Consider the following 25,663-nt stretch of genomic DNA (forward strand, 5'->3'; position numbering starts at 1 on the left):
ACCGCTGTTTCGAAACATGGATCAGCCGTTCAGCTTTCCCGCCAGCCGTTCGCGCATCCGAACGCTTGCCTCGTTGAGCCCGATGAACTCCACCTCGCGCCCGTGGTTCCGGTACTTTTCGGTGACGGAATCCAGCACGGCAATTGTGGATGCGTCCCAAAGGTGCGAGTTATGGAGATCGATGACGACGCGATCTATGCCTTCCGAGGCATCCTTTGCATAGTCGAACTGGGTGTACAGATCATTGGACGAGGCAAAGAAGAGTTCGCCGTCCACCGTATAGGTGGCCACTGTTTCACCGTTGAGCTCCAGTTCGGTCCGCTCGACAGTAGCGAAATGAGCCACGCGGCGCGCAAACAGGACCATCGCGGTCAAAACGCCGACGCCGACACCCACCGCGAGATTGTGCGTCGCCACAACGGCGGCAACAGTGATCAGCATGACGGCGGTCTCTGATTTGGGCAGCCGCTTCAGGGTGGATGGCCGAACAGAATGCCACTCGAAGGTAATCAGGGAAACGAAGATCATCACGGCAACAAGGGCCGCCATGGGAATCATCCCCACAACATCACCCAGGACAACCACCAGGACCAGCAGGAAGACGCCGGCCAAAAACGTTGAGAGCCGGCTCCGCGCGCCGGATCCCTTGACGTTGATCATGGTCTGTCCGATCACGGCACACCCACCCAGTCCACCAAGGAATCCCGTGACGATGTTGGCCACCCCCTGACCCCAGGAAACCCGTGTCTTGTTGGACCGCGTGTCCGTGATGTCGTCCACAAGCTTGGCTGTCAGGAGTGATTCCAGCAGGCCAACCAGGGCCATGGACAATGCGAAGGGCGCAATGATCTGGAACGTCTCCAGGTTCAGCGGGACATTGGGCAGGAAGAACCCGGGCAGGCTGTGGGGGAGCTCGCCCTTGTCACTGACAGTTGGAACATCGATGTGCCCCAGAACGGTAACCAGAGTAATGACCACGATCGCCACGAGAGGCGCAGGAATAGCCGTGGTCAGGCGGGGTAGGCCAAAGACCATGACGAGTCCCACGGCAACAATTGGATAGACCATCCACGGGACATTGAAGAGTTCGGGCATCTGCGAGATAAACACCAGAATTGCCAGTGCGTTCACGAAGCCGATCATCACGGACCGCGGAATGAAGCGCATGAGCCGCGTGACGCCGAGGACAGCCAGGATGATCTGGAAGACACCCGCCAGGATGATCGTGGCAATCAGGTAGTCGAGCCCGTGCTCCTTCATCACGGGAGCGATAACGAGAGCCACAGCGCCTGTCGCTGCAGAGATCATGGCTGGGCGACCACCAACAAGGGCCGTCACCACGCCCATGGTGAAGGAAGCGAACAACCCGACCCTGGGATCAACGCCCGCGATGATCGAGAACGCGATGGCCTCCGGAATGAGCGCCAGTGCAACCACCAGTCCAGCCAGGGATTCCGTCAGCAGGCGGCGGGGCGAGCGGAAGGTCACCCGCAGTGACATGAGTTGCTCGGGAGTCATGGCGTCCTTACAGTGCAGTCTGGCGGTAACGCTCAATCTGCTTCAGACGCCGCTGGAGGCTATCGCGCCGCGGGTGCGGAACGACGTCGGGCGCCTCAGCGGTGAGGTCAATATGTTCGGTTCCGTACTGCCACAGCAGGAGGTCATCCAGGAGGCGGTCGGGGCCCGGGGAGTAACGGTGATCCAGGGCCTTGCGGACCTCCGTGATCCGGTTGGCGCTTAGGAGCCCCGCAAGTTCCACGGTTTTGGTGAGTCCGTGGGCGGCCAGAAGTTCGGCAGCCCACCCCCAGTCGTCATCAACTTTACGGTCAACGTGGGGCAGGAGCGTACGCCAGACGTCCCGAACCCGGTTGGGAGTCAGCGGGGAGGCACCCTCACCGTGCAGGTCCCAATAACTGCGGACCTCTTCATAGCGCTCGTGGAGGTCGGCGAAGGCGCTCTCCACGGTTTCCAACATGGCCGCAGTGGCCGTGAACTGGCGATCGAAATGGGGGGTCCAGGCCCTTGGATCCTCCGCCTTGAACCGGATATCGTGCTCGATCTCGCTCCAGGCGTGCGCAAAAACAGTGCGGATCTGGCACTCGAAGAAGTAGCTGCCGTTGGCAGGCATATCCGGGTTGAAGACGTGCTGATACTCCTTGACGGCCTCATTCTGGATGGTTCGCAGGATGAGGTGCCGGCTGGAGTAGCCGTACGTGCCCGATTCGATGGAACCGATGTCCTTCTCACGGTCTCCACGGCAATCGAAGAGCTGCCGCTGGCGCTTGATGATGTTGGCCACCGCAGCGTTCTCGGCAGGCAGTTTGGTGATGACGCGGATGCCCACCATGTCATTCAAGGTGCGGAAAGGGTCCGGGAATTTAAGGACCCGCGGGCCGCCCGGCTCCAAAGGATCATCCGTGCGTGAGATTTTTTCGCGGAACGACTCCACCGTTTTGGTTCGCCCGGTGACAAACAGGGGAGTGACCTCGGCATCGTTGAGCATGTCCCTAAGGGTCAGCAGCACATCCCGTGTGACCCGCTTCAGGGCAGGGCGAACACGCTCATAGAGCGCCACGTTCGCGTCCACTGCGTCGCGCTGGTCCTGGTCCAGGCTGTCCCAATTGCTTGCCATGCCCCCAGCTTACGGGGCGGGTCCGACACTGGGGCGGGCACCCGCCGTCGGGGTGCCCTAGCCAAAGTTGCGGGACGTCACGATAGGCTCGGTACAAAGGAGGGCGCAATGTTGCGGCACAAGTACAGCTACGGCGAACACCCCAGTCAATGGGGCGAACTCTTCATACCTGAACCGAACAACGGAAACCATCGCGGCGCATCAGCCGTCGCGGGTGGTGTCGCGGTTGTGATCCACGGCGGCTACTGGCGCTCACAGTACGGCGCCGAGCTCGGCGAGCCCCTGGCCCGGGACCTCGCGGCGCATGGAATTACCGCATGGAACCTTGAATACCGACGTGCCGGCAACGGCGGTGGTTGGCCCCATACATTCGAAGACATCCTGGCCGGCATTGATCATCTCGCTGAAATCGCCGGAAAGCACGAGCTCCACCTCGGCAAGGTAGTGGCCTTGGGCCACTCGGCTGGCGGTCACCTGGCTGTGTGGGCCGCCGGACGGCAGCGCCTCTCGGCCATCGGAACGCCCGACGCCGACCGCCAACTCGTGCGTGGATCGGAGGACAACGCCGTCCACCTGACAGGGGTCGTCAGCCAGTCCGGCCTGCTGAACCTGGCTGCCGCGGAAAAACTGAACCTCAGTAACGGTGCCGTCTGCAACCTCATGGGTGGCGATTCTGCCAGATACCCCAAAAGGCATAAATACGCGGATCCCATGAGTTCACTGCCCCTTGATGTGCCGGTTTTCGCCGTCCATGCCACCGACGACGAAGACGTTCCCGTCAGTCAGTCCGAGGCCTACGTCGCGGCGGCAACGGCGGCCGGCAGCGCAGCGCAATTGCTGCGTGTCCCTGGGGATCACTTCGATCTCATAGATCCCAAAGCTGTGGCCTACAAGAAATGCCGCGAACTGGTACAACGCCTGCTCTCCTGAATCACTGGTAGCGCCTGCCCTTCCTCTGGCAGAGTGGTCCCATGCTGACTGTGATTGGCGAGGCCTTGGTTGACGTTGTGCAGCGCCCCAGCGGAATCGAGGCGCACGTAGGGGGCAGCCCGCTCAACGTCGCCGTTGGTTTGGCGCGTTTGGACCACCCCGTGCAGTTCATCGGGCGGTTTGGCCATGACGCATACGGCGATTCCGTGGCGGCGCACCTCCGGTCCAGTTCCGTGATGGTTCCTCTTCCGCCCGACGGCAAACCCACCAGCGTAGCCACGGCTGTGATCGACGACGACGGCGCCGCCACCTACACCTTCGATCTCACCTGGGATTTGCCGGGCCTCGGGGAGCGGTTGCCGCTCATGCTGCAGGGGGCCACTTTGCTGCATACGGGTTCGATAGCCACCGCCTTGGAGCCAGGTGCCGCGGCCGTGCTTGCCGCCGTCGAGCATGCCCATCCGGGTAGCACTATCAGCTTCGACCCCAACTGCCGCCCCAGCATCATTACCGATCGCGATTACGCACGGAGGCAGGCCGAACGCTTCGTAGTGCTCTCCGACGTCGTGAAGGCTTCTGACGAAGATCTCGAATGGCTGTATCCGGGCGTTGATCCGCTGGAGTCGGCACGCCGCTGGTTGTCGCTGGGAGGTACGGAAGGACCCGCGCTGGTGGTGGTGACGCGGGGCGCGCGTGGTCCGTGGGGAATCACGGCCATCGGCGAGACCCAGGTCCCGGCGCCTTCCGTGACGGTGGTGGATACCGTTGGTGCCGGCGATTCGTTCATGGCGGGGCTGCTGTCAGCGATAGTGGACCGCGGGCTGGACGGTGCGCAAAACCGCGGGGCACTCAGAGCCATGCCGGCCGAGACCCTTGCCGCCATCATGGACCATGCGACTCGTGCTGCCGCAGTTACGGTGTCGCGGGCTGGCGCCAATCCGCCGACGCGGGCCGAGCTCAACCATAAGGCTGTTGCTAGCTAAAACTGTTGCCGGCGAAGTCCGGACAAGAGGAGGTGCGCCATGAAGGACCACGATCCTTACGCCGCGACGCCCGCGCCGGAGTTACAGGTTGCGAGCGAGTCATTCACCGACGGCGATACTCTCGGCCCCGATCAGCGGAGCGGGATTCTGGGTGCGGGCGGCCAAGACATTTCTCCCCAGCTGAGCTGGAGTGGTGCTCCGGACGGAACCAGGAGTTTCGCGGTCACTATGTGGGATCCCGATGCTCCCGGCCGTGGGGGCTACTGGCATTGGGCGGTACTTAATATTCCTCCTGAGGTATCAAGCCTTCCCGCTGGTGCCGGCGGCCGGGACGGCCACGTGTTGCCCGCTGGCGCGTTCCAGTTAATGAACGACGGCGGCCGCAGCGGCTATGTTGGGGCGGCACCTCCCAGAGGGCACGGACCGCATCGGTACATAGTGGCCGTACACGCGCTGGACGTGGAGGACCTGGGCATCGAAAAGGATTCCGAGGCGCGCATACTTGCTTCAGCCCTTCCTGCGCATACGTTGGCGCGCGGAACCATCACGGGTATGTTCGAGCGTTAGCTGCGGCATTTGGGTTCTCAACAGCCACGTAGACTGACATGATGCGCCTCGTAGCAAGTGATATTGACGGCACCATCCTCGGTCATGACGGCAAGATCAGTGATCGGACCGTCAAGGCATTCAAAGCATGCCGGGACGCTGGGGTGGAGCTTGTGTTCGTGACGGGCCGGCCGCCGCGGTGGTTGTATCCGCTGCAGGAACAACTCGGACACAGCGGTATCGTGATTTGCTCCAACGGCGCGGTGGTGTGGGATCTCGAAACTGAGAAGCCCATTTCTTCTTGCACATTGGATATCACATCCATTTTTGAGGCGCGACGCATCATCAAGTCCCTGCGGCCGGATGCTTTGTTCGCCGTGGAAACGTTGACTGGTTTCCAACTTGAGCCAGGCTTCCTCGAGAACGAAACCAGCGAGCTGCTCGCGGAGTTCACCCCCGCACCGCTGGACCAGACGCTAACGGCGGATGACGCCGTCGTGAAGTTCCTGGCGATAACCCGTAAAGGCACCCCGGACGAATTCCTTGCCGAAGTTCAGCCGGCCGTCGCCCATCTGGTCAGCACCACGCACTCGGCACCGCGCACCGCAATGCTTGAGATGTCCGTGCCCGGCATCAACAAGGCCGTCACCCTCGCGAAGTACGCCGAGTCGTTGGGAATCGAGGCCGCGGATGTCGTGGCCTTCGGGGACATGCCCAACGACATCGAGATGCTCCGCTGGGCAGGTCACGGCTACGCGATGGCCAGCGGCCACCCGGAAGCGATCCTCGCCGCGGGGCAGCAGGCGCCACACTTCGACGACGACGGTGTGGCCCAGATCCTCGAGGCGAAACTGACGGAGCAAACGGTCTAGCCACGTCCCACACGAGGGATCCAGCACCGCACCGACGCACGGTATCTGATGAATTCTGCACCAAACCGCTCTTCGAGATCGGCTTCCTCCAGCGGCCGGACGGCATAGTTCCAAAGCAGGGAGCCAAGAACCGCGTAGGCGATAACAAGCCAGGACCCGAGAATGAGGCCGACTGCGGCACCTTGGGTAATGCCCGCAACAGCCATGGGATTACGAAGCCAGCGATACGGTCCGGCGATGACCAAGCGGTTGGGCATGGCTGAGGGCAACGGGGTGCCAGCTCCGAGCCAAGACATGGTCACGGCGGAGGCCACGCCCAGCGCACTTGCGAGCGTTAGAAGCAGCGCTCCGGCAGGGGCGGCCATCGACGGAAATGGCAGGGACACTTCCCATCGCTGTTCAAGGAACGTCAGGGCCAAGGGGATCACAGCCAGGAAAAATCCCCAGAAAAGGATCATTTGGCCGATGGTTGCGCTCACGTTTGTTGCCGTGCGACGGCCAGCGGCTGAACGGAAAGCGAAGGGGCCCCTAGTAATCCAGGCCGTGGGAATCCCGCCCAGGACGACGATGCTGAGGGCGGCCAGGGAACAAGCGGCAGCCGCAATCATGATCAAAACGCCCAACCCTGCCTCAGTTGTCAGCGTGGCGTAGACCCCGAGGGCAGTGGCGACGATTCCCGTCCAAGCAGTGGCGACAAAGGCGGCGGCCTTCACGCCGATTGCCGCAAGGGCGGAGGCGATGACGAAAAGGGGAATGTCAAAGATCGCAACGGCGACGGGATCGAGGCTACCGAGGGTGGCTTGCCGCACCACGGGTGACAGGAAGACGGCTATCCACCAAGAAAGACCGGCGGCTGCCTGCACGGCAAAATAGGCTCGGCACAGCATCTGAAAGCCCGATTTTGTTCCTTGAGGTTTCACGGATGACGGACGCCGCGACCTGCCAGCACTGCGCGGTAGCCCTCCATGTATGTGGGGAAGACGAACTCGAAGCCAGTGCCGCGCAGCCTCTGATTGGAGCAGCGTTTGTCTCCGGGGCCGGCGTGGGCGTCTTCCAACGCCGTCGGGGGTTCAGGGTTTCCCATTTCCAAAGCAAGAAACCGCATGACGTCACCCATCTCGGCCGCATGGTCGTCTACGCCTACGTAGACCGGATCGGGGTCCTGATCCATGGTGCTGAGGTGGACGATCATGGCCGCGGCGTCGTCCCTGTGAACACGGTTGGAGTGCCGGGGTCGTGCTGGAATCACGGCTTGCCCTGCCTGGACTTGGTCGATCAGTCGCGTTCGGCCCGGACCGTAAATGCCGCCGAGCCGAAGGATGATGGGTTGAGTTCCCGTTCCCCGGGTGCGGGCAAGCAGCATATTTTCAGCCTCCACCAGCACTTTGCCACTGAAGCGCGTGGGCTCGGTGGGTGTGGTTTCGTCCACCACCGCTCCGTCGGAGTCCTTATATACGGCTGTGGAGGAGACGAACAGTATGCGTTCCGGTTCAATAGAATCGCGATCCAAGGCGTCCAGAGTATTTCGGAGTCCGTCTATGTACGCTGCCCGGTATGCCTCCTCGGTGGAAGAATCGGCGGCGACGGCGACCACAACGATGTTCACATCTGCTGGGATGACCGGGACGTCACGTGAGAGGTCCGCGCGCATGCCCCGGATCCCCGCGGGGAGCTTTTCCGGAGAACGGCGGAGCCCAATCACCTCATGGCCCAGCTCTGCGAAACGCAGGCCGGCTTCCGTTCCAAGGTCGCCGCACCCGGCAATCAATACAGTCATGCAACCAGTTTGGCAGCCCTGACGCTCCGCCAAGCTGTCACCAACTTCCCAGTCTCCATACAACCCGCGTTCAACTTGCGCCCGTAGGCTTTCAGCCACAGACCCGTTTAGCTTGTTGGATATAGGGGAATCATCATGGCCAAGCGTAGGATCAACGACTTCAACACCGCACCATTGCACCGGATCGAACCGGATCACCACTGGAGGTCGCTTCGCCAGGGTGACCGCGTGAGCCTGACCCTGACGCCGGGGTACGAATCGGCTGGGATAGTGGACGCCGTTACCGGTGATGCAACGGCAGTTTGGGTGGAGCTCGACGGCGGTCGGGGCCGCACGCTGGTGCACATCAGCGATGGCGTGGCGGTGGTCCCCCTGGAGAAGGGGAAGGTCACCGAGGAGTCGTAAACGCCTATGCGCAATGGGCTACGCTTCGGATGTGACGCTGCCATATTTCCTCCGCAAGGACGGCACTGTGGGCCCCCTGGCCTTCGCTCACCGCGGATTCTCCATGAATGGCTTGGAGAACTCCATGGCTGCTTTTCGTGCCGCCGTTGACTTGGGCACCCTGCACCTTGAAACTGACGTGCACACCACGTCCGATGGCGTCCTCCTCGTTTTCCACGATTCTTCCTTGGACCGGGTCACAGATTCGTCTGGCCGGATCGACGAGCTCACGGCAGCCCAGGTGGCGCGGGCCCGCATTGGCGGAGTGGAACCCGTGCCGACTTTCGACGAGCTGGTGGCAGCCTTCCCCGATGCCCGCCTGAATCTGGACGTGAAGGACTGGAATTCCGTTAAACCGATGGCCGAGGCTATCGAGAAGCATGGCATCCATGGCCGGGTGCTGGTTACGAGTTTCTCCGACCGGCGTCGTCGTGCAGTCTTGAAACTCCTCAGCCAGCGGACGGCTTCTTCCGCTGGCAGCACCCTGACCGCGCTTTTCGTACTTCTTGGACCCGTGCTGCCGGCGGGTTTGGCCCGCAAGGTGCTCACCGGCGTCGATGCTTTCCAAGTGCCGGTCCACTATGGGCGATTCCGCGTGGTGACTCCAGGTTTTGTTCGTCGCGCCCACCGCTTGGGCATCCAGGTTCACGTCTGGACCATCAACGATCCCGCTGAAATGGGGCGTCTCTTGGATCTGGGTGTGGACGGTATCGTGTCCGACCGGCTGGACCTGCTGAAGGACGTTTTGGTGCGCCGGGGGCAGTGGGTTTAAAGGTTCAATGCCATCTCGATGGGAACATACTCAGTACCCTTTCTATTTTGGGTAGACCGGGACTAGGGTCGAATTGTCCATACTCCTCGTTGGCACATGGCACGCCAACCAGGTGCCGGCATCGGGAAGGAAAGGAAATCTGACATGGCCTCTGAATCTCACACCACCACGGATCACGACGAGATCCGCAAGTGGGTTGAAAGCAACGACGGTAAACCGGCCAGCGTCAAAAAGACCGGGGACAAGAACGACGTGGGTATCCTGCGCATCGATTTTCCTGGCGGAGCTGGAGAAGATTCCCTGGAGCACATCAGTTGGGATGAATGGTTCGACAAGTTCGAGGAGAGCAAGCTTGCTTTCCTCTACCAAGCAAAAAAGGCCAGCGGCGAAGACAGCACCTTTTTCAAGTTGGTGAGCCGTTAGGCGCGACGAAAACGTAAGTCGAGTACATCGGAAGGATGATTACCGTGGCTGAGCGAGGAAACTCAAAGCACGGATCGCATCTGGATGATCAGATGCAGCACGAAACCGAGGGAATGATCAGGGGCAACAAACCAGCCCACGTAGAGGAAGGGCGGGAGACCGAGCCCTTCCCTGATGAAACGGATGCGCCGGAAGTCCGTGAGGCCTTGAACCCGAATACCCCTGCCGACGCCGCAGCGGAGGAGGGAGAGTCAAGTGAGTGAAGCGCTGAAAAAGTACGCGGATCTTTACCGGCAGCCTGGACCATGGTGCTTGGCGTACCTCGAGGCGAGTACCGGAACTGTGGACAGCCTGGAAGCCGGGGACGTCCAACCCGACAATGTTCGGGATGCGTTGGCGGGGCAGGGGGCGTCCAAGGAAGATCTGGCGGCAATGGAATCGGCCATCCAACCGGCCATGGGCCTACCAGCGCCGGTGAGCCGTTTTGTGTTGGTGCGGGATGGGCAGGTGATGGTTAACGAGCTGTTGCCCGGGCCACTGTCTGGGTCCGAAAGAATTTCCATGGACTCCATTCCCGATCTGCTGCCTTTGATGAAGCACCAGCCGGACGAATTCCCTTACGTTGTGGCAGAAGTCAGCCGCGAAGAAGGCGAAATCCGATTACATCGGGCCGGCAGGCAGAAAGCTGAGGAGCGCCAGCATGTCCAGGGCTCGGACGAGAATCTCAAAAAGGTTCCAAGTGGCGGGTGGTCTCAGGGCCGGTATCAGCACCACACTGAGGAGATTTGGCGGCGTAATGCCGATCAGGTGGTGAATGAAATTGACAAGGTAGTGAGGGAAAAGCAGGCTCGCCTCTTGGTCCTTGCCGGGGACATCCTGCGCGGCAACTCGTGGCCGATCAATTGTCCGAGGCGAGCAAGGCCATCCTGCGAATGGTTGACGCCCATACTCTGGCCCCTGGTTCCGATCGTCAAAAGTTCGACGACGAGGTTAACTCCTTGGTCGCCCAGCAGTGGGCAGAAGAACAGCAGCAGCTGATGGAGCGCTTGGCCGAGCAGGAAGGGCAGGCGAACCCCGAGTCGGCTACAGGAAACGGAGCTGTGGTTCACGCCCTTCAGCAAGCCCAAGTGGATGTCCTGATCCTCGATGATCAAGCGCTCTCCGAACACACCCTGCTTGCGTTGGGTGCTGAGCCGTGGATCGCCAGCTCTGAGGAAGAAGCGTTGGGAGCTGAAGTTCTAGGGAAAGTCCCTGCTCCGGCGGCCATGGTGCATGCTGCGGCGCTAACGGATGCCCGCGTTCAACTTGTCCCCTCCGCGGCGTTGCCTGATGGCGTCCAGGTGGCCGCCCTGCTGCGGTGGCCTACTGGACCGGAACGGCCGGGAGGCGCATGACCATTCCAACAGAAAGGCCAGGGCGCCGCGCCCTGGCCTTTCCTTTGGGCGATTGCCTTTATTCGTTGTGGGCTTCGATGGCAGCCTTACGTACCTGGCTGGCTCGGATCCGCTCGAGATCGAACTTGCTTCTGCGTTCGAAAGTGAAGATGCCATTCTTTTCCTGGAAGACGTCCGTCAGTTGCGTATAGCAGTAACCGAACATGTCCGGGTTATCCAGGAGTACGCTACATAGTCCGTCGAAACGGGCGTAGAACTCCTCCTCGCTGCTGACACGCTGGCCGTAACCCCACGACGTCGATACATCAGTTCCGAGGCCCGCTTCTGCCGCCGCTTGGCGCGCCTCCGATTCGTTCCACCAAATGCCGCCGAATTCGGACACGAAATACGGCTGGCCAGCGTAAGCCACGGAGTATTCCTCACCCTGTGGATTCCGGTTTACAAAGGGCTTCCCGTCCGAAAGGCCCTGCTGCTCGATCCGGAACTTCTCCGGATTCTGCTCGTAGGAATGGGAGTCGTAAATGTCGGTTTCGCGGATGCGGTGGGAGTATCCGGATGCGTCGATGACCGGCCGCGTGGGGTCGGCCAATTTCGTGGCAAGGAACATGGCCTCGGTGACATCATCCAGTACCGTTAGTCGATCGTGCAGGACCTGGTGCGTTTCGTTGAGCGGGCACCATCCGATGATCGAGGGATGGTTGAAGTCGCGCTGAATCACCTCAAGCCATTGGGCTACGAAACTCGCTGTCGGCTTCTGGTTGTGGCCAATGGTTCCTCCTCCGGAGACGCCCCAGTCGCCGAACTCGCCCCAGACCAGATAGCCGAGTCGGTCTGCGTGGTAGAGAAAACGCTCTTCGAACACCTTTTGGTGGAGTCGTGCACCGTTGAATCCTGCCGCCATGGACAACTCGATGTCCTTGACCAGCGCAGCGTCATCCGGCGAGGTCATCAGCGAGTCCGGCCAATATCCCTGGTCCAGCACCAATCTTTGGAACACGGACTTGCCGTTGAGACGAACCACTTTGCCGTCAAGGGCAACTGAACGAACGGCTGCGTAGCTGCTGACGCGGTCAACGACGATGCCGGCAGCGTCCCGAACTGCCACCTCAAGGTTGTAAAGGAACGGATCCTCAATGCACCAAGGGCGCAGGGATTCGGCGGGAATGTTCAGCCGCAATGTTGGCGTGAGATCCAAGTCAGCCTTCGCCGTGGCTTCCGCGGTTACATCGTCCTTATCGCTGAGGACAGCGGTCACCGTGTGCCCCGCGCGGTTCTGGCTGATCGGAACCTCAATCGTGATGCTTGAGTCGGCCAGGTTGGGAGTCATTCGGAGGCGTTTGATATGGACCTCGGGGACAGCCTCCATCCAGACCGTCTGCCAGATTCCAGTGGTGCGGGTGTACTGGCAATGAGTGTTGTTGTACCAGGTTGCCTGCTTGCCTCGTGCCTGCATTTCGTGCCTCGAATCGCGGGCCCGGACAACGATCACCGCTTCCGTGCCGGGCTCGGCCACTCCACCGAGATCGGCCGTGAAGGGGGTGAAACCACCCCTGTGGCGGGCAACTTCAAGGCCGTTGACCCACACGGTCGCGTCGTGATCCACGGCGCCGAAGTGCAGGAGGACGTTCTGCCCGGTCCACTCTTGGGGAATGGTCACTGTACGTCGGTACCAAACAGCTTCCATGAAATCCACGTGCTCAATTCCGGAAAGGACCGATTCCGGGGCAAACGGCACCAGAATCTCACTGGTGAGCTCGCGTCTGGCGAGTCCGCGCTCCAAACCCGAGTCGCCGGCGTCGATCTCAAAACCCCAGATTCCGTTGAGGTTCATCCAGTTGTCGCGGACAAGTTGGGGGCGGGGATGCTCGGGCTTGGGAAGGGCCGGCATCGTATTTGGCTCTGTCAACGCATCTCCTTCGGAAGGGGAAGGGTTCATTTTCCAGTCAAACGCATTACTGGAAAATGTGCACCCACCCGCCGGCGTACTCTCTGTACGGCGCCAACTTGTCGCTCGTCGCATTGTCTGTGGCCGCCAAATAGGAATCGTGACGTGAGATGGTGTTTCTACCACTAGCTGCCGCGCGAGGAGAATGACGTGACGAGTTTCCGCTTGGCCATCATTGATGACTATCAGCAGGTCGCCAGTGACTACGCCCCTTGGGATTCACTGCTCGACGACGGCGTGAAGGTCAGCGTTTTCAGCGCACCTTTCGTTTCCGAAGAGCAGGCCGTGGCAGCTTTGGCGCCGTTCGACATCATTGTGGCGATGCGCGAACGGACGCGCTTCCCTCGTCGCGTGCTTGAGTCATTGACCAACCTGAAACTGCTCGTGACCACGGGCATGGCCAATGCCGCGATCGACCTTGAGGCAGCATCGGAGCGTGGCATCCTGGTGTGCGGAACCGGTGGGTCACCGGCAGCGGCACCGGAAATGACGTGGGCGCTGCTGCTCGCTTTTGCCCGCAACCTGGTTGTGGAGGAAAACTCGCTGCGGGCAGGCGACTGGCAGACCGCCGTCGGGTTTGAACTCGAAGGCAAGACGCTGGGAATCGTCGGCCTCGGCAAGATTGGGAAGCGCATTGCGGGCTACGCGAAAGCCTTTGGCATGGACGTTTTGGCGTGGAGCCAGAATCTCACGGCGGAGACGGCCGAGGCCGCGGGCGTTCGAAAGGTGAGCAAAGAGGAACTGTTCCGGGAGTCCGATGTGGTGACGTTGCACCTGCGGCTGTCCGAGCGGACCGAGGGCATCGTAGGAGCGGAAGAATTGAGGCTCCTGGGTCCCGAGGGCGTGCTCGTCAACACTGCGCGCGGGCCACTGGTGGACGAGGCAGCGCTGATTCGTGCGCTGGAGGAAGGCTGGATTCGTGGCGCTGCCATGGACGTCTTTGACGAGGAGCCCCTGCCCGCTGGACATGCTTTGCTTCATTCCTCGCGAACCGTGCTCTCGCCGCACATCGGTTACGTGACGCATGAGAGCTACCGGCAGTTTTACGGCGGTGCATTCGAGGACGTCAAGGGGTGGCTCGAGGGTGCCCCCGTTCGTCCGCTGAACGAGTGACGCAATCTTCGTAACCGGCAATCGCTTTCCGGGCAAAGCTGGCAAGATGGACCCATGCGTATCCTCATCGCCCCGGACAAATTCAAGGGATCCCTGACCGCCGCGGAAGCCGCATCAGCCATGGCCGAGGGCGCACTGCGCGTCTATCCGGACGCTGTAACCACCCAATTTCCCGTAGCTGACGGTGGCGAAGGCACACTCGACGCCGCCATCGCCGCTGGTTACGAAGAGCGGAACCACGCCGTTGTGGGTCCAATTCTCAAGCCGGTGGGAGCTTCCTGGGCCATCCGCAAAGATTCCTTCGGCGGAGCCACGGCCGTCATCGAAACCGCCCAGGCTTCCGGTTTGGCCTTCATGGAACCCACCCCCGAGAATTCGTTGCGCGCCCACAGCTACGGCTGCGGACAGCTCATTGCGGCGGCGCTCGACGCCGGTGCCACCGAGATTGTGCTGGGACTCGGTGGTTCAGCAATGTCCGACGCCGGAAGTGGCGCGTTGCGTGCGCTGGGGCTCAAGCCCGTGGACGCTGCCGGAAATGTAGTGCCCCTCGGCGGAGGTTTCCTTGCGGACGTCGTTGCCCTGGATGTTTCCGGGCTGGATCCGCGGCTTTCGCAAGCCAAGTTCCGGATCGCCGTCGACGTCCAAAACCCGCTGTTCGGTGCGGACGGTGCCGCTCATGTTTTTGGCCCCCAGAAGGGAGCCGATGAAGATGCCGTTGAAAGGATCGACGCCGGTCTTCGTAACTGGGCTTCGCTCCTTCGGGAAGCCACGGGCAGAGACGTCAACGTTCCGGGAGCCGGAGCGGCAGGCGGGTTCCCGGCGTCGTTCCTTGCCTTTACCGACTCCGCGCTCGAAGGCGGCTTCGCGCTGGTCGCCGGGCTGACCGGCTTGGCTTCGCACCTCAGCGAGGCGGACCTCGTGATTACGGGCGAGGGTTCCATGGATGAGCAGTCACTCACGGGTAAGGCGCCCATCGCCTTGGCCGACGCCGCAAGCGTGCACGGCATTCCCGTGGTGGCTGTGGCAGGCCGAATCACGGTCACACCCGAGGATCTCGCCAAACACGGGATCGTGGCAGCGGCCCAGTTGTTGGACGTCGCTCAGCGCAAGGACGGTGTTCCGGACGTCGCCGACGCCGTTGCCAATGCAGCCAAGTACGTTGCGTGGGCTACCAGCCAGGTGCTTGAGGGGGCGTAGCTTCTTCGTCGCTGGGTTCGTCCCTGGGCCGGACTACTGCCTGTAGCCTTCGACTTCGCTGATCGGGCGGGGTTCGGCATCGTCGGGATTCTCACCAGCCTTCTTCTTGGCCCGCCTTTGGCGGAGCAAGTCCCAGCACTGGTCGAGTTGAGCCTCGAGCTGCGCCAAGCGGGCGCGGCTGCTGTCGCCGTCCACATCGTCCTCAATTCCGCCGCCCACCGCTGCATCACGCAGCCGGTGTTCCTCTTCCACGAGTGACTGAATCCGTTCCAGAAGATCCTGCTCGTCCATGGTTCACTCTCCTTGGTTCACTTGGTAGTTGCTTATACAGAACGTAGTCCGGCTGGCGGGGTGCGTCTACGGGTGGCCGACGGCATACTTGGGACATGAAATTCACCACGACCATCGTCGGCGATGGCAACAAGGCTGGCATTGAAGTTCCTGAGGATATTGTTAGTGCGCTCGATGCCGGCAAACGGCCCCCGGTAGTTGTGACCATCAACGGCCAGAGCTATCGCAGCAGCATTGCGGTGATGGGTGGGAAATACATGGTGGGTGTCAGCTCTGCGAACAGGGACCTGACTGGGGCGTCCGCAGGCGACACCGTGGACGTGAATCTGGAAGTGGACACCCAACCGCGTGTAATCGAGGTTCCGGACGGCCTCGCTGCGGCCCTTGAGGCGGAGCCCGAGGCGAAAGCCTTCTACGGGACGTTGAATTACAGTGCCCAGCGCCGATACGTGGAACCGATTGGGGACGCCAAAACGGAGGAGACCCGGGCTCGGCGGATCGCGAAGGCTGTCGCTGATTTGAAGGCGGGGAAGAAGTAGGGTTTAGGCCGGGCCGCCGCGCGGGGCGTTTCAGTCCTGGCGTCGGCTGTAAGTGCTCACAACGTTGCCTTTGCTCGTGGCGTACTGATCCTCCAGAACGAGGCGGCTCAATGGGTCGCCGTCCTCAAAGAGTCGCCGTCCACTGCCGGCAACCACGGGGTGGGTCATGAGGGTCAGCTCATCCAGGACGCCCGCGAACAGCAGTTGTCGCACTACGGAGATGCTGCCGCAGACTGCGATCTCTCCACCGTCACGCCCTTTCAGGTCAGTGACGAACTGCTCCAGCGGCCCATCGATGAGGTGCGAGTTCTCCCATTCGAGGGGCTCGGACAGCGTGCGAGATGCCACGAACTTCTCCACGGGGTTGATGAAGGCGGCAAAATCTTCGTCTTGCGAAGCATTCGGCCAATATCCGGCCCACTCCTGGTAGCTGATTCGGCCTAGAACCACCGTGTCCACAGTGTTGATCATCTTGGTCAGTCCCTTGCCCAGTTCGTCGTCGAAGCTGTCGAACTGGAACTTGAACGGGTCCTGAACTACGCCATCCACGGAGTGGAACAGGCCGGCGGTTACCTTGCGCATCGGTTCTCCTTTTAGGCTGCCGCCGTTGCCAGGCGACGACGGGACGGCAGTTCAGTGACGTTGCTCGACTCAGTGTTCAAGCGGACGGGAACTTCGAAGAGTTCCGCGTAGACCTGAAGCTCGCCGAGCGCGTCCGTGTCAACGGTGGCTTCGGAAAGGTCCATCTCGACGTTCAGGCCGCCGCCAAGGCTCTTGGTTCGCTGCACCACGGGGTAGAGGCCCTGCACGCTCGAAGTAGTGACGTGACCGGTTGCGGCAATCTGGATCTGTTCGACGTCAACGTCGCCTCGAACAACGACGGAGAGGTTCTCGCTGGTCAATGTTCTGCCTTTCATCAGATTGCTGCCACGCTGCAGCGTCCCCAGCGTATGTGCACGGTGTGACCTGCGCAACATTACGGCGGCACGGCTTGCATCGGCGGTGGCCGCCAGCCAGGCCACTGTTAACGCAGGCGTCGATGTTCTGCGCTGCGCTTCAGGGTCAGCGTCATAAGCACTTGCCGGCGTCACGTTGACCCGCATCGGCCGAAGAAGCTGATGGGACTGGTCAGCTAACCGGCCGAACGCTCAGCTACGTCACGGACGTCGAGGTTGAAGCGCTCTACAGCCGAAACCAGGTCGGCATCCTGGGTATGACCGGTCGCTGGATTACCCTTACATGCAGTGCCCCCAAAATACAGTGATGGTATCCCGGCGATCATGACGCCAAATCCTCCTATTTCTTTATTATGACTTCTGATCAGGCTTACAGTCGGCATTATTCCATTGTAATTTCCGTTTTCTGCAGCGACCCCTCAACGACGTGTTAGAGTAAATTTCGGTAAACGGAACAAGAATGATTGGTGTCATTAAGACCGTTCGCATGGACGACGGTCTGGCTTGACCCTTCGGGAATAATTTTCCGAGCCAGACGCATCGAGTAAACATACGGATAAGTTATGGGGACCCGTTGAATAATCCATTTAATTCCCAGTTGCCACGCCTTGGGGTAGGTCCAATGTCGCGGCTTACCGTTCAAGCCATGACTGATGTTGCCTATCGGCAACAGGCACCAATCATGGCGATTGCAAGTCGGCGCCAGATTGACCATAAAGAGGCAGGCGGCGGGTATGTGGAAAATTGGACCTCGGCCGAGTTCGCCTCTTCTCTTTCGGCAAATGACCCCTCCGGCCTCATTGCAATCTGCCGCGACCACGGAGGACCTTGGCAGCAACCACTTCAATGGTCTGCTGATCCAGTGGTGGAGCTCGAGAATGCACTCGCCTCTTTCCGGAGCGATATCGACGCGGGCTTCAACCTTCTGCATATCGACACGTCCAAGGCGTCGAGCGGTTCAGTCGATATCGAGAGCGCCCTCGATCGACTAACTCTGCTCTACAGAGGGGCCTGGGAGCATGCCCGCCTCAAGGGTCGAGACATTTCCTTCGAAATTGGCTTTGAGGTTCAAGGCGAGGAGATGAACGATCCCCGGCAATTTCAAGTGGAACTGAACCGAGCCCTTGATGGTCTTTCCGCAGCAGAATTGCCGATGCCTGTCTTTGTCGTTGCCCAGACGGGCACGAAGGTGGTCGAGGACAAGAATACCGGCGCCCTGGTGCGGGGTGACCGGAACAGGGTCCTCGACGGAATCAGTGTCCTTTCAGCGCTCTGCCATGACGCCTCTGTCCAGCTGAAGGCTCACAACGTTGACTATTTAGACCCCGCCGAGGTCACTCAGCTCATGACGGCCGGCGTAGATGCCATTAACGTTGCGCCTGAGTTCGGGGTCATCGAGACACGTGTCCTTCTCCAAGCCATGCGGGACCTAGATGCCCGTGATCTCCGTGAGGCTTTCGTCAGTGCTGCAGTGGAATCAGGCAGATGGAAGTCCTGGATCGTGGCAGGCAAGACATACGATCCCGAAACGCTCGCCATCTTGTCCGGACACTACATATTCAGTTCGGAAACTGGGAAGCGGATTCGAAACGAGGTCGACCGAAGACGCGCCGAGATGGGACAGCCGTCCGTTGATATCGAAATACTCGACGCGCTCCGCTCGAGCATCGAGGGCTACCAATCCGCAACGCAAAAGACAACGAACAAGACGGAGGCACACGTAAATGGCTGACTGGATTCTTGGCCTTGGTGGATCTTCGCACGACTACTCAGCTGCCCTCATGCACGGCAACGACATCATTGTTGCTATCGAAGAGGAACGCATCTCTCGGGTTAAGTACGGCCTCGGTAACGGCTTCCAAAACCCTATCCGGGGAGCCATTCAGTATTGCTTGGATTACGCCGGAATCGGACTAGACGATATTCATTCAGTTGTCTCAAGCGATTTGCTCCCGCATCGGGTCCGCTCAATGTTCGCGGCGGACCAGTTAACCCTCTACCCTCACCACCTTTCTCACGCGGCATCCGCGTGGCTCCTGACTTCGCCAGGAGAAGAAGGAGGCGTCATCGTCTATGACGGGCTTGGGTCGGTCGCCGAACATCCGGGCCCGGATATGCGCGCCAAGCGTGAGACGTTCACGTTCTATGCAGTGTCCTCGCTAGGCGATTTCACCCGTGTTGGTGGGACGTACGGCGAAGGATTTGTCGAACACACAATGTTTCCAATGGGCTACACCAATTCGGTAGGACAGATTTACGAGATCGTCAATGCAGCTGTTGGGTTCGCCGGCCTCGAGTCAGGCAAAACGATGGGGCTAGCAGGCTGGGGTAGTCCTCAGTACTTGGATGAATTTGCTAAGCATGCCCGGATTGGAGACTCGCTGGACTCGCTCTTCCAATTCAGCCCCTTCGATGGCTTCCTAGAAGAGCTTCAAGCAATTAAAGACCGCGATGGTGACACTTTCGCCACTCATGCGGATCTGGCAGCGACGGTTCAGACGATTCTCGAGAGGGTGCTGCTGCGCGGGTACGAGCTCCTTCGCGACGAGGCCCCCACTGGAACGCTAGCAATTGCGGGCGGTTGTGGGCTCAACACGGTTGCCAACGGAGTTCTTGCCGCACGGGCAGCAGCCGACGGGAGGAGAGTGCTTATCCCACCTCACTCCGGCGATGCCGGTCTTTCATTTGGCGCCCTTTATCTCTTCGCAAAGGAACGTGATGCCGAAGTTCAGGTCACCTTCCGAGGTAAAGCAGTCGATGATCGGGTCGCTCGGCCGTCCAAAACGTACGCTGCAGATGCGGCCCGCGCAGAAGTACGAATGTTCTACCCGGATCTTCTTGTTGAGCCGAGCCTGATGAGTCCTGAACAACTGGCTGCCCGTTTGGCAGATGGAGAAATCATTGCTGTATTCGAGGGTTCATCCGAATTCGGACCTCGCGCCCTTGGCGGCCGCTCAATTCTGGCCGACCCGCGCAAAAGCATGGTCAGGGAGCGAATTAACCGTCAAATCAAATATCGGGAGCCTTTCCGCCCCATAGCTCCTCTCATCCTGGATAGTGAATTTAGCGACTACTTCGAGCCGTCGAGTGCAGCGGACCCTTTCATGCTGAAAGTCGCGCAGGCAACTGAACTCTGCAAGGCATCAGCTCCTGCTGTAGTTCATATTGACGGCGGCTCGCGAGTTCAAACGGTGCCCTCAGAAGGAGACAGCTTTCTTACAAGAACGCTTCGCGAGTTCTTTGCCATCACAGGGGTGCCGATCCTGGTAAACACGTCGTTCAACAGGCGTGGTGAGCCCATTGTCGAGACTCCTCTCCAGGCGCTCCGTGCCCTCCATGAAATGCCTCTCGACGGCCTCTGGCTGGAAGGCCAGTTCGTAACCCGCGTTCCATCGCACTTTCCCCCCGCTGTCAGATGAATGTCGCGTCTCGTGTGATCCCTACGGACGCAGGGCGAAAAGTAGAAATTCTGGCGGGTGTTGACGCGCGAAATCTCATCGTGCGTAAAACCGCAGAAGAAGGGGCGGACGCCTCCCCTTTGCTGGAACAGGCGAGACACCTGCACTACATTCATGACACCCACAATCTGCGCATGTACCCAGAGGTCATTCGGACCTTCGACACTGGCTTTGACATGACTTTTGTGCGCGGCGAAACGTTGTCCTCGTACCTCGATAAATCCAGTCATGCGGACGACGCCATTGCCAATGCTGTTGACGCATTATTCGATCTTGCTCTCACGCTACGGAAGCCGTGGCACCAGGAGGCCGAGCATAGGATCAACTTCCTTCGCGCAGAAGCACTGGAGCGGCGGGGCCGGTTTAAGCGAGCCATCGCCAAGACACACCTATCCTTGAAACCGTCGACGCGATCTCTCGTTTCGCTGCTCGATCAGGTCGTAGCGGACTCCTCGAACTGGGTCTCGCGTGCCATCGACAGCCAAAATGTGGATCAACGGGCCAGACTTTCAATAGCCGTTCACGGTGATTTTGTGCCCTCAAACGTCATTCTCCATGGGCCAGAAACGACGTTTCTAGACGTGCGTGGGGTCTGGTATCAAGGGGTCCCTTTATGGGATCCAATCATGGATCTGGCATCTTTCTGTGTCTTTGCAGAGTCGATTTGGCCAGCTCTGGCGGACTCTGGATTTGCCACGCCCATGCGCCATCCCTTTAGGGAGGGCGAAGTTTTGACGGCCGCCTTAAAATCCATCGCGCTCCAAGCATGGCTTCGAAACGACGCGCATTGGCGGGCGCGGTTCGACGTTTACCGGGGCTTTCGTGTCCTAGGCAATATTGCAAACCATCTCACCACGACTCGCCAAGACGGATTTGACCACGCGATAGCTGTGCTGGGCCCCTACCTATCAATCTCCAAGAGGATTGCTGCTCATGCCACCTGATGTTCGGAATCGGTCGCTTGTCTTCGATTTTGACGGCACTTTGGCGTACCCGAAAGCTCCAATTGGGAAGGACATCTCCGATCGGCTTGGCCTGATTCTTTCCGTCGGAAGAACGTGCATGGGCATCATCACGAGCGCGCCCGCGAAAGACCTTCGGAAACGCATCCCGTCGGTTTTATGGACGTTTGCATGTTCCGATAATCTGATTCTTTTGCCTGACGGGGGAACTTCTCGGATTCCGGAGGGGCAGCCCTCGCCCGAGCCCCCCGGACCATCTGCTAGCTCCGTTGATTCCCTAACGGCCCTCGCTAACTCGGTTGCCCGCGAGCTCGGCCTTCCAAACCCAATGCTCTCGATGTCCGGAAGTCAGCTTCTCGTGTCCTTCACATCCGAGACCGCGGCGCAACAATCGCGCGAGGGCCAAGCACGCGACGCATATTTTCTTCTTGCAGGCCGGGCCAACCTTGGAGTTAACGTCTACCGGGCGGGACAGCGGTCGGTCTCTGTCGTAGCCGACAATTGGAATAAATTGCGAGCGTTGGAATGGCTGGCGACGAGATGGGGCATTGCCCTTGAAGACCTGACCTATATGGGTGATGACTTCGGGCCTGGAGGTAACGACGAGCCCATCCGCAACTCCGCAGCGCATGTTGTGTCGGTCGAGACCCCCCAAGAAACGTTCCTCCGCGTCGACGCCCTGATGAAAGAAGAAGACCTATGAATGAAGCTCACTGGGACCGGCTGGAGGCGACCAGGGCGTACGCAGGTCGCGTGAAGTTGACCGACTACCTCGTTCGCCTGCCCAGCGGCGAGTTGGGCCATTACGAAGTTGACGAGAGCATGCCCTTTGCCGTGGCCGTGCTGATCGAGCAAGACGATGAAATACTTTTGACCCGCCAGTACCGCTTCCCTCTAAACGCCTGGATTTTTGACTTACCGGGAGGTGCCGGCGAGGAAGGAGAACTTCCTGAGATTGCCGCGCGCCGTGAAGTGCAGGAAGAGCTCGGACTAAGCATTGATTCCATAGTGGCCCTTCAACACTTCTTCCCAAATCCTGGACGGTCAGCTTGGCCGGTTTATTTGTTTCTCGCCAAAGTCGCCGAGGAAGGCCTGGCTGCTCTAGACGACCCTTGGGAACGAGTAGCAGGTCGGCGCGTTAAGAAGTCCCATGTCAGGGAAATGATCGCGGCGGGCGAGCTTGTTGATCCGTCTCTTCTCATAGCTTGGCAGAGCGCTACGGCGAAGGGCCTTCTCGGTGTTTAGCGACAGAGCCCCTACCGCCCAGAGAAACAACTCTCTTCTCTTCGGCGCGGTCATGGTTGATGCCGTAGGAGTTGGGTTCTTCCTCCCGATCTCTCTCCTAGTGCTCATTCGACGTAATGGACTCGACTCGGTCGACGCAGGTGCCGCAGTAACCGTCGGGGCGCTCGTGGCCATCTGTACGATTCCGAGCGCGGGCCAGCTGGTGGGTCGACTCGGGCCGCGTCGCGGGCTACAGACCAGCAATTTACTTTCTGCAGTAGGAGCTGGCCTCTATCTGGTTGCGTATTCGTCCCCCTTGGCAGCGGTAGCGAGTTTTGTCGGAATGTTCGGTGACAAGGTATATGGCGCCGCGTGGCCGGCGCTTGTTGCCTCGATGTTCGGCCGCGACAGGGTTGGGAGCTGGCTGGCGACGGCGAATGCTGTTCGTACAGGCGCCGTGGCAGTCGGTTCCATCGCTGCGACTGTGCTTTTGGCCAGCGGTTCAACGCGCGCACTGACTTGGGCAGTGGTAGCCAATACCGCAAGCAAGACGCTCTCTATGCTGGCTGTCGCATGGCTGAGATCCGAGAAGTGGGCTCCATCCGAGAAAACTTCTTTCAAGGATGTACTTGAACCTTTGGCAAACCGTTCATTTATGCGTCTCCTGACAGGGCAGACACTCTTATCAGTTGCTTGGGCGGTGACGCCGGTAGTCTTTCCGCTCCTGCTCGTGGCCGGCCTCGGATTACCCGTTTTCTGGGCCACAGTTGTGCTCGCCGTGCGTTATGGCGTGATCGCTCTCTTGCAAATCCCTATCAGAAAAGCGACCAATAGCTGGTCAGATTCAACCGTCATGGGAACGACGTACGTCCTAGTCCTTGCCTCTCTCATCCTCTGCTCCGTGATGCTGTCGTCTCGTAGCCACAATTTTTCAGTGACGGGATCGGCGGCTCTCATCGCAGTGGTCGGTATAGCACTGGCGGAAATTCTCTCAAAACCAGCCGCGTCGCAAGCAGCTGTACTGGCATCGCCCACCGGCCGCGAAATACCTTTCATGGCCCTCTTTCAACTCTCCTGGACCCTGTCATATGCCGCTGCGCCGCTACTAGTAGGAGTAGGCGTCGAGAAGCCGCTCTTTATGTGGGTTGCCCTGATTCTGCTAGTCGGAGCTGGTGGCTTCGTCCAATTGATCCCCCAACTGAAGGAATGGCATGCAAAGCTTCGATGAGGATGAGACCGCTAGACAAGATGACTGTGAGTTGATAGCCGCAGCCGCAATAACGGCCGTTGACATCAACGCGCCTGCCCAAAGTCTTCCGCGCTGGAAACAGGCAGAGCTGCTTTACGAAGCTGCTCGTATTGCGGTGTCCGAGGTACTGCCTGGCGACCCTTCTTGGTCAACCCTGCAAAATCTGGACGCCCCTCAATCGCGAGCCCTGTACAGAACCGCTGTCATGTCGCTCGAGCTGAGCAAAGCGAATGGGAACGGTAAAACTCGGGAACTTGCTGAGCGCGTGCGTGAAGGCGCAAGGCTCATCTACTTCACTAGTCCCTTTACCTTTTCGATCCAGACGGCGACCAAAGACAGGGTAGTCTCAGGACCTCAGATTCGCGTCGTAGTGCCATTTCGAGACGATTCAACGCGGCAATCTCGGTTTCAGAATCTGATCACACTCGTCGAACGTCTGAATCAACAAACCCTACGGAAACAAATTCGAATCGTGGTCGTGGAAGGCGACATCTCTGAGCGTCACGAGTACTTGCTTTCATGCCTGGTCGATGAATATGTATACGTTCAACATTCGGGTCCGTTCAACAAATCGATGCTCGTAAATCGGGGTGTTGCATCATCCAACGGTGACGAGGATATTCTGATTCTCGACGGCGACCTCTATCTGCCTGACAACTTTATTGAGCTAATCGTCCACGCTCGGCAAGAGAAGGGGAGGAACTTCGTGCCGGGAAACAGGGGGCTTTTTCTCGACAGCAAGTCCTCCGATGATCTGCGCAATCATGACACACCTGACGCCGCCATCGAGCTTTCCGGCTATGCACTAGCCGATCCTCGAGGTCTTTGCGTCGCTACCAACGTTAGAGACTTCCGAGCCATTGGCGGCTTTGATGAATCGTTTATTGGTTGGGGAGGGGAAGATCGGGACTTTCACATGAGGCTGAATGCGGCGAGACGTGTTGGTCGACTCAGGGGTGATTTGTTTCACTTGGCTCATCAGCGTCCCGACATGAATCCGTACACAGAGTCACTCGCCTGAGGCTGCCCCGAGCCCGGACAGGTGGTTAGTTGGTTAGGCTGCCAGTGTGAATTGGCGGCGTTCGTACTCTAACGGGCTGAGACAGCCGATGCTGGAGTGGCGACTTCGGCCGTTGTACCACCCGTCGATCCAGGTGTAAGCGCTGCGGCGTGCAGCGTCGAGATGGAAGAACCGCGCCAGATCCGCCCGCGCCAGCTCACCCCTAAACCGCCCAAAAACAGCGGTCTGATCATCACTGAGGAATTCCACCGCCACGCCCTCACACTACCGAACCACGAGGCTTAGCGTTCAATCCTGTTCCATTACTACCAAGACCCCGGCCCGCTCCTGCTGCACGATCTCCAATTTGCCAGGCCAGCAGCGCGCGGCTGTCCGTCAGCTTTTCGGCCCCCAGCGGGCAACGATGGCATCCTCAATAGCTTTCCGCTGCGAGATCCCATGTTCAGCAATAGCTTGGTCCAGCAGTTCCATAACCGATATGGAGATTCGAGGGCCGATTGCGATGGTGGCCTCCCGCTTCTTTGTCGTCGCAGCAGCGGGAGTCTGTTGGAGGGCGGGCGCGGCAGCGGGTTGAGTCTTAGTGCGGGCGCGACGATGTCTACGGGATCCAGGCGCTCGTCCGGCGCCGGTTTGGGGCCGCGACGGGCTGGAAGGACCGGCCTGTCTTTCATAGTCTCTGTCATCGGATGATCTTCTCTGCTAGTTCCTTGTAGGCGTCAACGACAGGCGAGCCCTTTCGGTACTCCCCGTACCATTCCTGAGTAAGCCTCATCTTCTGGACGATTGTCCGGTGCGGAACTAGCGGCATCAGCAGCATGCCAGTATCCCTCAGCTGATCGATACTGTTTGCAGCGATCCTGCTGATCGGGCCGTTGATTCAGTGGCTGATGCCCTTGTTTACTGTTCCCGCACGCCCGCAAGAACCCATGCCAGCC

29 protein-coding genes are annotated in these 25,663 nt (G+C 59.8%); 20 read left to right on the forward strand and 9 right to left on the reverse strand.

Annotated elements, in window-relative coordinates; all coding sequences use genetic code 11:
• Positions 1-21: 21 nt before the first annotated feature.
• Both AC1DD5_RS07990 and AC1DD5_RS07995 read right to left on the reverse strand, forming a co-directional pair.
• Positions 22-1,518, reverse strand: coding sequence for a SulP family inorganic anion transporter (locus tag AC1DD5_RS07990; RefSeq protein WP_477521101.1), 1,497 nt, complete (start codon positions 1,516-1,518; stop codon positions 22-24).
• A 7-nt stretch (positions 1,519-1,525) separates the two neighbouring features.
• Positions 1,526-2,632 carry a GTP pyrophosphokinase gene (locus AC1DD5_RS07995; protein ID WP_216924310.1) on the reverse strand — a complete coding sequence of 369 codons (1,107 nt, stop codon included), beginning with the start codon at positions 2,630-2,632 and terminating at the stop codon, positions 1,526-1,528.
• Positions 2,633-2,740: 108 nt separating this feature from the next.
• Here AC1DD5_RS07995 and AC1DD5_RS08000 point away from each other — a divergent pair, with 108 nt between their 5' ends.
• Genes AC1DD5_RS08000 through AC1DD5_RS08015 form a run of 4 tightly spaced genes read left to right on the forward strand, consistent with a single transcriptional unit; the run spans position 2,741 to position 5,963 of the window.
• Positions 2,741-3,562 (forward strand): alpha/beta hydrolase, encoded by an 822-nt coding sequence (locus tag AC1DD5_RS08000; protein ID WP_477521102.1) that lies wholly within the window; start codon positions 2,741-2,743, stop codon positions 3,560-3,562.
• A 41-nt stretch (positions 3,563-3,603) separates the two neighbouring features.
• Entirely contained in the window at positions 3,604-4,545 is a 942-nt protein-coding gene (locus AC1DD5_RS08005) for a carbohydrate kinase family protein (protein WP_477521103.1), read from the forward strand.
• Positions 4,546-4,584: 39 nt separating this feature from the next.
• A complete protein-coding gene (locus tag AC1DD5_RS08010) occupies positions 4,585-5,112 on the forward strand; it encodes a YbhB/YbcL family Raf kinase inhibitor-like protein (RefSeq protein WP_477521104.1) in 528 nt (175 codons plus the stop codon).
• Between the two features lie 41 nt (positions 5,113-5,153).
• Positions 5,154-5,963: an HAD family hydrolase gene (locus AC1DD5_RS08015; RefSeq protein ID WP_431120083.1), complete on the forward strand. Its 810-nt coding sequence runs from the start codon at positions 5,154-5,156 to the stop codon at positions 5,961-5,963.
• Here the strand turns inward: AC1DD5_RS08015 and AC1DD5_RS08020 are convergent.
• Both AC1DD5_RS08020 and AC1DD5_RS08025 read right to left on the reverse strand, forming a co-directional pair.
• Positions 5,960-6,850, reverse strand: coding sequence for a methyltransferase family protein (locus AC1DD5_RS08020; RefSeq protein WP_477521105.1), 891 nt, complete (start codon positions 6,848-6,850; stop codon positions 5,960-5,962). The two genes, AC1DD5_RS08015 and AC1DD5_RS08020, sit on opposite strands and share 4 nt — an antisense overlap.
• Before the next feature lie 29 nt (positions 6,851-6,879).
• Positions 6,880-7,740 carry an NAD-dependent epimerase/dehydratase family protein gene (locus AC1DD5_RS08025; RefSeq protein WP_477521106.1) on the reverse strand — a complete coding sequence of 287 codons (861 nt, stop codon included), beginning with the start codon at positions 7,738-7,740 and terminating at the stop codon, positions 6,880-6,882.
• Between the two features lie 135 nt (positions 7,741-7,875).
• Here AC1DD5_RS08025 and AC1DD5_RS08030 point away from each other — a divergent pair, with 135 nt between their 5' ends.
• The 6 genes from AC1DD5_RS08030 to AC1DD5_RS08055 all read left to right on the forward strand — a co-directional run bounded on the left by AC1DD5_RS08030 (position 7,876) and on the right by AC1DD5_RS08055 (position 10,773).
• Entirely contained in the window at positions 7,876-8,145 is a 270-nt protein-coding gene (locus AC1DD5_RS08030; protein WP_431117393.1) for a hypothetical protein, read from the forward strand.
• A 13-nt stretch (positions 8,146-8,158) separates the two neighbouring features.
• Positions 8,159-8,956 (forward strand): glycerophosphodiester phosphodiesterase family protein, encoded by a 798-nt coding sequence (locus AC1DD5_RS08035; protein ID WP_477521107.1) that lies wholly within the window; start codon positions 8,159-8,161, stop codon positions 8,954-8,956.
• 144 nt (positions 8,957-9,100) lie between these two features.
• Positions 9,101-9,379, forward strand: coding sequence for a hypothetical protein (locus tag AC1DD5_RS08040; RefSeq protein ID WP_442005208.1), 279 nt, complete (start codon positions 9,101-9,103; stop codon positions 9,377-9,379).
• A 44-nt stretch (positions 9,380-9,423) separates the two neighbouring features.
• Positions 9,424-9,642 carry a hypothetical protein gene (locus AC1DD5_RS08045; RefSeq protein WP_477521108.1) on the forward strand — a complete coding sequence of 73 codons (219 nt, stop codon included), beginning with the start codon at positions 9,424-9,426 and terminating at the stop codon, positions 9,640-9,642.
• Between the two features lie 79 nt (positions 9,643-9,721).
• Positions 9,722-10,417, forward strand: a complete 696-nt coding sequence (locus tag AC1DD5_RS08050; RefSeq protein WP_477521109.1) for a baeRF2 domain-containing protein — start codon at positions 9,722-9,724, stop codon at positions 10,415-10,417.
• Positions 10,312-10,773 carry a hypothetical protein gene (locus AC1DD5_RS08055; protein ID WP_477521110.1) on the forward strand — a complete coding sequence of 154 codons (462 nt, stop codon included), beginning with the start codon at positions 10,312-10,314 and terminating at the stop codon, positions 10,771-10,773. Before AC1DD5_RS08050 ends, AC1DD5_RS08055 begins: the two co-directional genes overlap by 106 nt.
• A gap of 58 nt (positions 10,774-10,831) precedes the next feature.
• On the opposite strand, the gene AC1DD5_RS08060 is transcribed toward AC1DD5_RS08055, so the two are convergent.
• Positions 10,832-12,661 (reverse strand): glycoside hydrolase family 2 protein, encoded by a 1,830-nt coding sequence (locus AC1DD5_RS08060; RefSeq protein WP_477521137.1) that lies wholly within the window; start codon positions 12,659-12,661, stop codon positions 10,832-10,834.
• Positions 12,662-12,868: 207 nt separating this feature from the next.
• Between AC1DD5_RS08060 and AC1DD5_RS08065 the strand changes: the two genes are divergently transcribed.
• Together AC1DD5_RS08065 and AC1DD5_RS08070 are read left to right on the forward strand one after the other, a co-directional pair.
• Positions 12,869-13,831: a D-2-hydroxyacid dehydrogenase family protein gene (locus AC1DD5_RS08065; RefSeq protein ID WP_431117395.1), complete on the forward strand. Its 963-nt coding sequence runs from the start codon at positions 12,869-12,871 to the stop codon at positions 13,829-13,831.
• 54 nt (positions 13,832-13,885) lie between these two features.
• Complete coding sequence (locus AC1DD5_RS08070; protein ID WP_431117396.1) at positions 13,886-15,028, forward strand: glycerate kinase; 1,143 nt, start codon at positions 13,886-13,888, stop codon at positions 15,026-15,028.
• A 33-nt stretch (positions 15,029-15,061) separates the two neighbouring features.
• On the opposite strand, the gene AC1DD5_RS08075 is transcribed toward AC1DD5_RS08070, so the two are convergent.
• Positions 15,062-15,319 (reverse strand): DUF2630 family protein, encoded by a 258-nt coding sequence (locus AC1DD5_RS08075; RefSeq protein WP_431117397.1) that lies wholly within the window; start codon positions 15,317-15,319, stop codon positions 15,062-15,064.
• A gap of 95 nt (positions 15,320-15,414) precedes the next feature.
• Between AC1DD5_RS08075 and AC1DD5_RS08080 the strand changes: the two genes are divergently transcribed.
• Positions 15,415-15,858: a YdeI/OmpD-associated family protein gene (locus AC1DD5_RS08080; RefSeq protein ID WP_477521111.1), complete on the forward strand. Its 444-nt coding sequence runs from the start codon at positions 15,415-15,417 to the stop codon at positions 15,856-15,858.
• A gap of 30 nt (positions 15,859-15,888) precedes the next feature.
• Here AC1DD5_RS08080 and AC1DD5_RS08085 read toward each other — a convergent pair whose 3' ends face one another.
• Together AC1DD5_RS08085 and AC1DD5_RS08090 are read right to left on the reverse strand one after the other, a co-directional pair.
• Positions 15,889-16,440, reverse strand: coding sequence for a dihydrofolate reductase family protein (locus tag AC1DD5_RS08085; protein ID WP_442005201.1), 552 nt, complete (start codon positions 16,438-16,440; stop codon positions 15,889-15,891).
• Positions 16,441-16,451: 11 nt separating this feature from the next.
• Complete coding sequence (locus tag AC1DD5_RS08090; protein WP_442005200.1) at positions 16,452-16,760, reverse strand: hypothetical protein; 309 nt, start codon at positions 16,758-16,760, stop codon at positions 16,452-16,454.
• A 736-nt stretch (positions 16,761-17,496) separates the two neighbouring features.
• On the opposite strand from AC1DD5_RS08090, the gene AC1DD5_RS08095 reads away from it, so the two are divergent.
• The 7 genes from AC1DD5_RS08095 to AC1DD5_RS08125 all read left to right on the forward strand — a co-directional run bounded on the left by AC1DD5_RS08095 (position 17,497) and on the right by AC1DD5_RS08125 (position 24,728).
• Positions 17,497-18,546 carry a hypothetical protein gene (locus AC1DD5_RS08095; protein ID WP_442005199.1) on the forward strand — a complete coding sequence of 350 codons (1,050 nt, stop codon included), beginning with the start codon at positions 17,497-17,499 and terminating at the stop codon, positions 18,544-18,546.
• Between the two features lie 49 nt (positions 18,547-18,595).
• Positions 18,596-20,233, forward strand: a complete 1,638-nt coding sequence (locus tag AC1DD5_RS08100; protein ID WP_442005198.1) for a carbamoyltransferase C-terminal domain-containing protein — start codon at positions 18,596-18,598, stop codon at positions 20,231-20,233.
• 80 nt (positions 20,234-20,313) lie between these two features.
• On the forward strand, positions 20,314-21,216 hold the full coding sequence (locus tag AC1DD5_RS08105; protein ID WP_477521112.1) for a phosphotransferase family protein: 903 nt from the start codon (positions 20,314-20,316) through the stop codon (positions 21,214-21,216).
• A gap of 376 nt (positions 21,217-21,592) precedes the next feature.
• Positions 21,593-21,937, forward strand: a complete 345-nt coding sequence (locus tag AC1DD5_RS08110; protein ID WP_442005196.1) for an HAD hydrolase family protein — start codon at positions 21,593-21,595, stop codon at positions 21,935-21,937.
• Positions 21,938-21,987: 50 nt separating this feature from the next.
• A complete protein-coding gene (locus AC1DD5_RS08115; protein WP_442005195.1) occupies positions 21,988-22,479 on the forward strand; it encodes an NUDIX hydrolase in 492 nt (163 codons plus the stop codon).
• Positions 22,472-23,686, forward strand: a complete 1,215-nt coding sequence (locus AC1DD5_RS08120) for an MFS transporter (protein WP_442018123.1) — start codon at positions 22,472-22,474, stop codon at positions 23,684-23,686. The genes AC1DD5_RS08115 and AC1DD5_RS08120 overlap by 8 nt, the downstream gene beginning before the upstream one ends.
• A complete protein-coding gene (locus tag AC1DD5_RS08125; RefSeq protein WP_442005193.1) occupies positions 23,670-24,728 on the forward strand; it encodes a galactosyltransferase-related protein in 1,059 nt (352 codons plus the stop codon). Before AC1DD5_RS08120 ends, AC1DD5_RS08125 begins: the two co-directional genes overlap by 17 nt.
• Positions 24,729-24,761: 33 nt before the next feature.
• Here AC1DD5_RS08125 and AC1DD5_RS08130 read toward each other — a convergent pair whose 3' ends face one another.
• The gene (locus tag AC1DD5_RS08130) at positions 24,762-24,983 is read right to left on the reverse strand and encodes a hypothetical protein (protein WP_477521113.1); all 222 of its coding nucleotides are present in this window, start codon (positions 24,981-24,983) and stop codon (positions 24,762-24,764) included.
• Positions 24,984-25,663: the final 680 nt, after the last annotated feature.

The sequence above is a fragment of the Paenarthrobacter sp. 10L420 genome, from assembly GCF_056395385.1.

What these genes read in the sequence shown, in the direction of transcription:
- AC1DD5_RS08075 (WP_431117397.1), bottom strand. Translation starts at nt 15,319, where the DNA reads ATGGACGAGCAGGATCTTCTGGAACGGATTCAGTCACTCGTGGAAGAG.
- AC1DD5_RS08030 (WP_431117393.1), top strand. Translation starts at nt 7,876, where the DNA reads ATGGCCAAGCGTAGGATCAACGACTTCAACACCGCACCATTGCACCGG.
- AC1DD5_RS08080 (WP_477521111.1), top strand. Translation starts at nt 15,415, where the DNA reads ATGAAATTCACCACGACCATCGTCGGCGATGGCAACAAGGCTGGCATT.
- AC1DD5_RS08055 (WP_477521110.1), top strand. Translation starts at nt 10,312, where the DNA reads ATGGTTGACGCCCATACTCTGGCCCCTGGTTCCGATCGTCAAAAGTTC.
- AC1DD5_RS08040 (WP_442005208.1), top strand. Translation starts at nt 9,101, where the DNA reads ATGGCCTCTGAATCTCACACCACCACGGATCACGACGAGATCCGCAAG.
- AC1DD5_RS08085 (WP_442005201.1), bottom strand. Translation starts at nt 16,440, where the DNA reads ATGCGCAAGGTAACCGCCGGCCTGTTCCACTCCGTGGATGGCGTAGTT.
- AC1DD5_RS08005 (WP_477521103.1), top strand. Translation starts at nt 3,604, where the DNA reads ATGCTGACTGTGATTGGCGAGGCCTTGGTTGACGTTGTGCAGCGCCCC.
- AC1DD5_RS08095 (WP_442005199.1), top strand. Translation starts at nt 17,497, where the DNA reads ATGGCGATTGCAAGTCGGCGCCAGATTGACCATAAAGAGGCAGGCGGC.
- AC1DD5_RS08100 (WP_442005198.1), top strand. Translation starts at nt 18,596, where the DNA reads ATGCACGGCAACGACATCATTGTTGCTATCGAAGAGGAACGCATCTCT.
- AC1DD5_RS08125 (WP_442005193.1), top strand. Translation starts at nt 23,670, where the DNA reads ATGCAAAGCTTCGATGAGGATGAGACCGCTAGACAAGATGACTGTGAG.
- AC1DD5_RS07990 (WP_477521101.1), bottom strand. Translation starts at nt 1,518, where the DNA reads ATGACTCCCGAGCAACTCATGTCACTGCGGGTGACCTTCCGCTCGCCC.
- AC1DD5_RS08060 (WP_477521137.1), bottom strand. Translation starts at nt 12,661, where the DNA reads ATGCCGGCCCTTCCCAAGCCCGAGCATCCCCGCCCCCAACTTGTCCGC.
- AC1DD5_RS08035 (WP_477521107.1), top strand. Translation starts at nt 8,159, where the DNA reads ATGGGCTACGCTTCGGATGTGACGCTGCCATATTTCCTCCGCAAGGAC.
- AC1DD5_RS08015 (WP_431120083.1), top strand. Translation starts at nt 5,154, where the DNA reads ATGCGCCTCGTAGCAAGTGATATTGACGGCACCATCCTCGGTCATGAC.
- AC1DD5_RS08025 (WP_477521106.1), bottom strand. Translation starts at nt 7,740, where the DNA reads ATGACTGTATTGATTGCCGGGTGCGGCGACCTTGGAACGGAAGCCGGC.
- AC1DD5_RS08070 (WP_431117396.1), top strand. Translation starts at nt 13,886, where the DNA reads ATGCGTATCCTCATCGCCCCGGACAAATTCAAGGGATCCCTGACCGCC.
- AC1DD5_RS08000 (WP_477521102.1), top strand. Translation starts at nt 2,741, where the DNA reads ATGTTGCGGCACAAGTACAGCTACGGCGAACACCCCAGTCAATGGGGC.
- AC1DD5_RS08010 (WP_477521104.1), top strand. Translation starts at nt 4,585, where the DNA reads ATGAAGGACCACGATCCTTACGCCGCGACGCCCGCGCCGGAGTTACAG.
- AC1DD5_RS07995 (WP_216924310.1), bottom strand. Translation starts at nt 2,632, where the DNA reads ATGGCAAGCAATTGGGACAGCCTGGACCAGGACCAGCGCGACGCAGTG.
- AC1DD5_RS08020 (WP_477521105.1), bottom strand. Translation starts at nt 6,850, where the DNA reads ATGCTGTGCCGAGCCTATTTTGCCGTGCAGGCAGCCGCCGGTCTTTCT.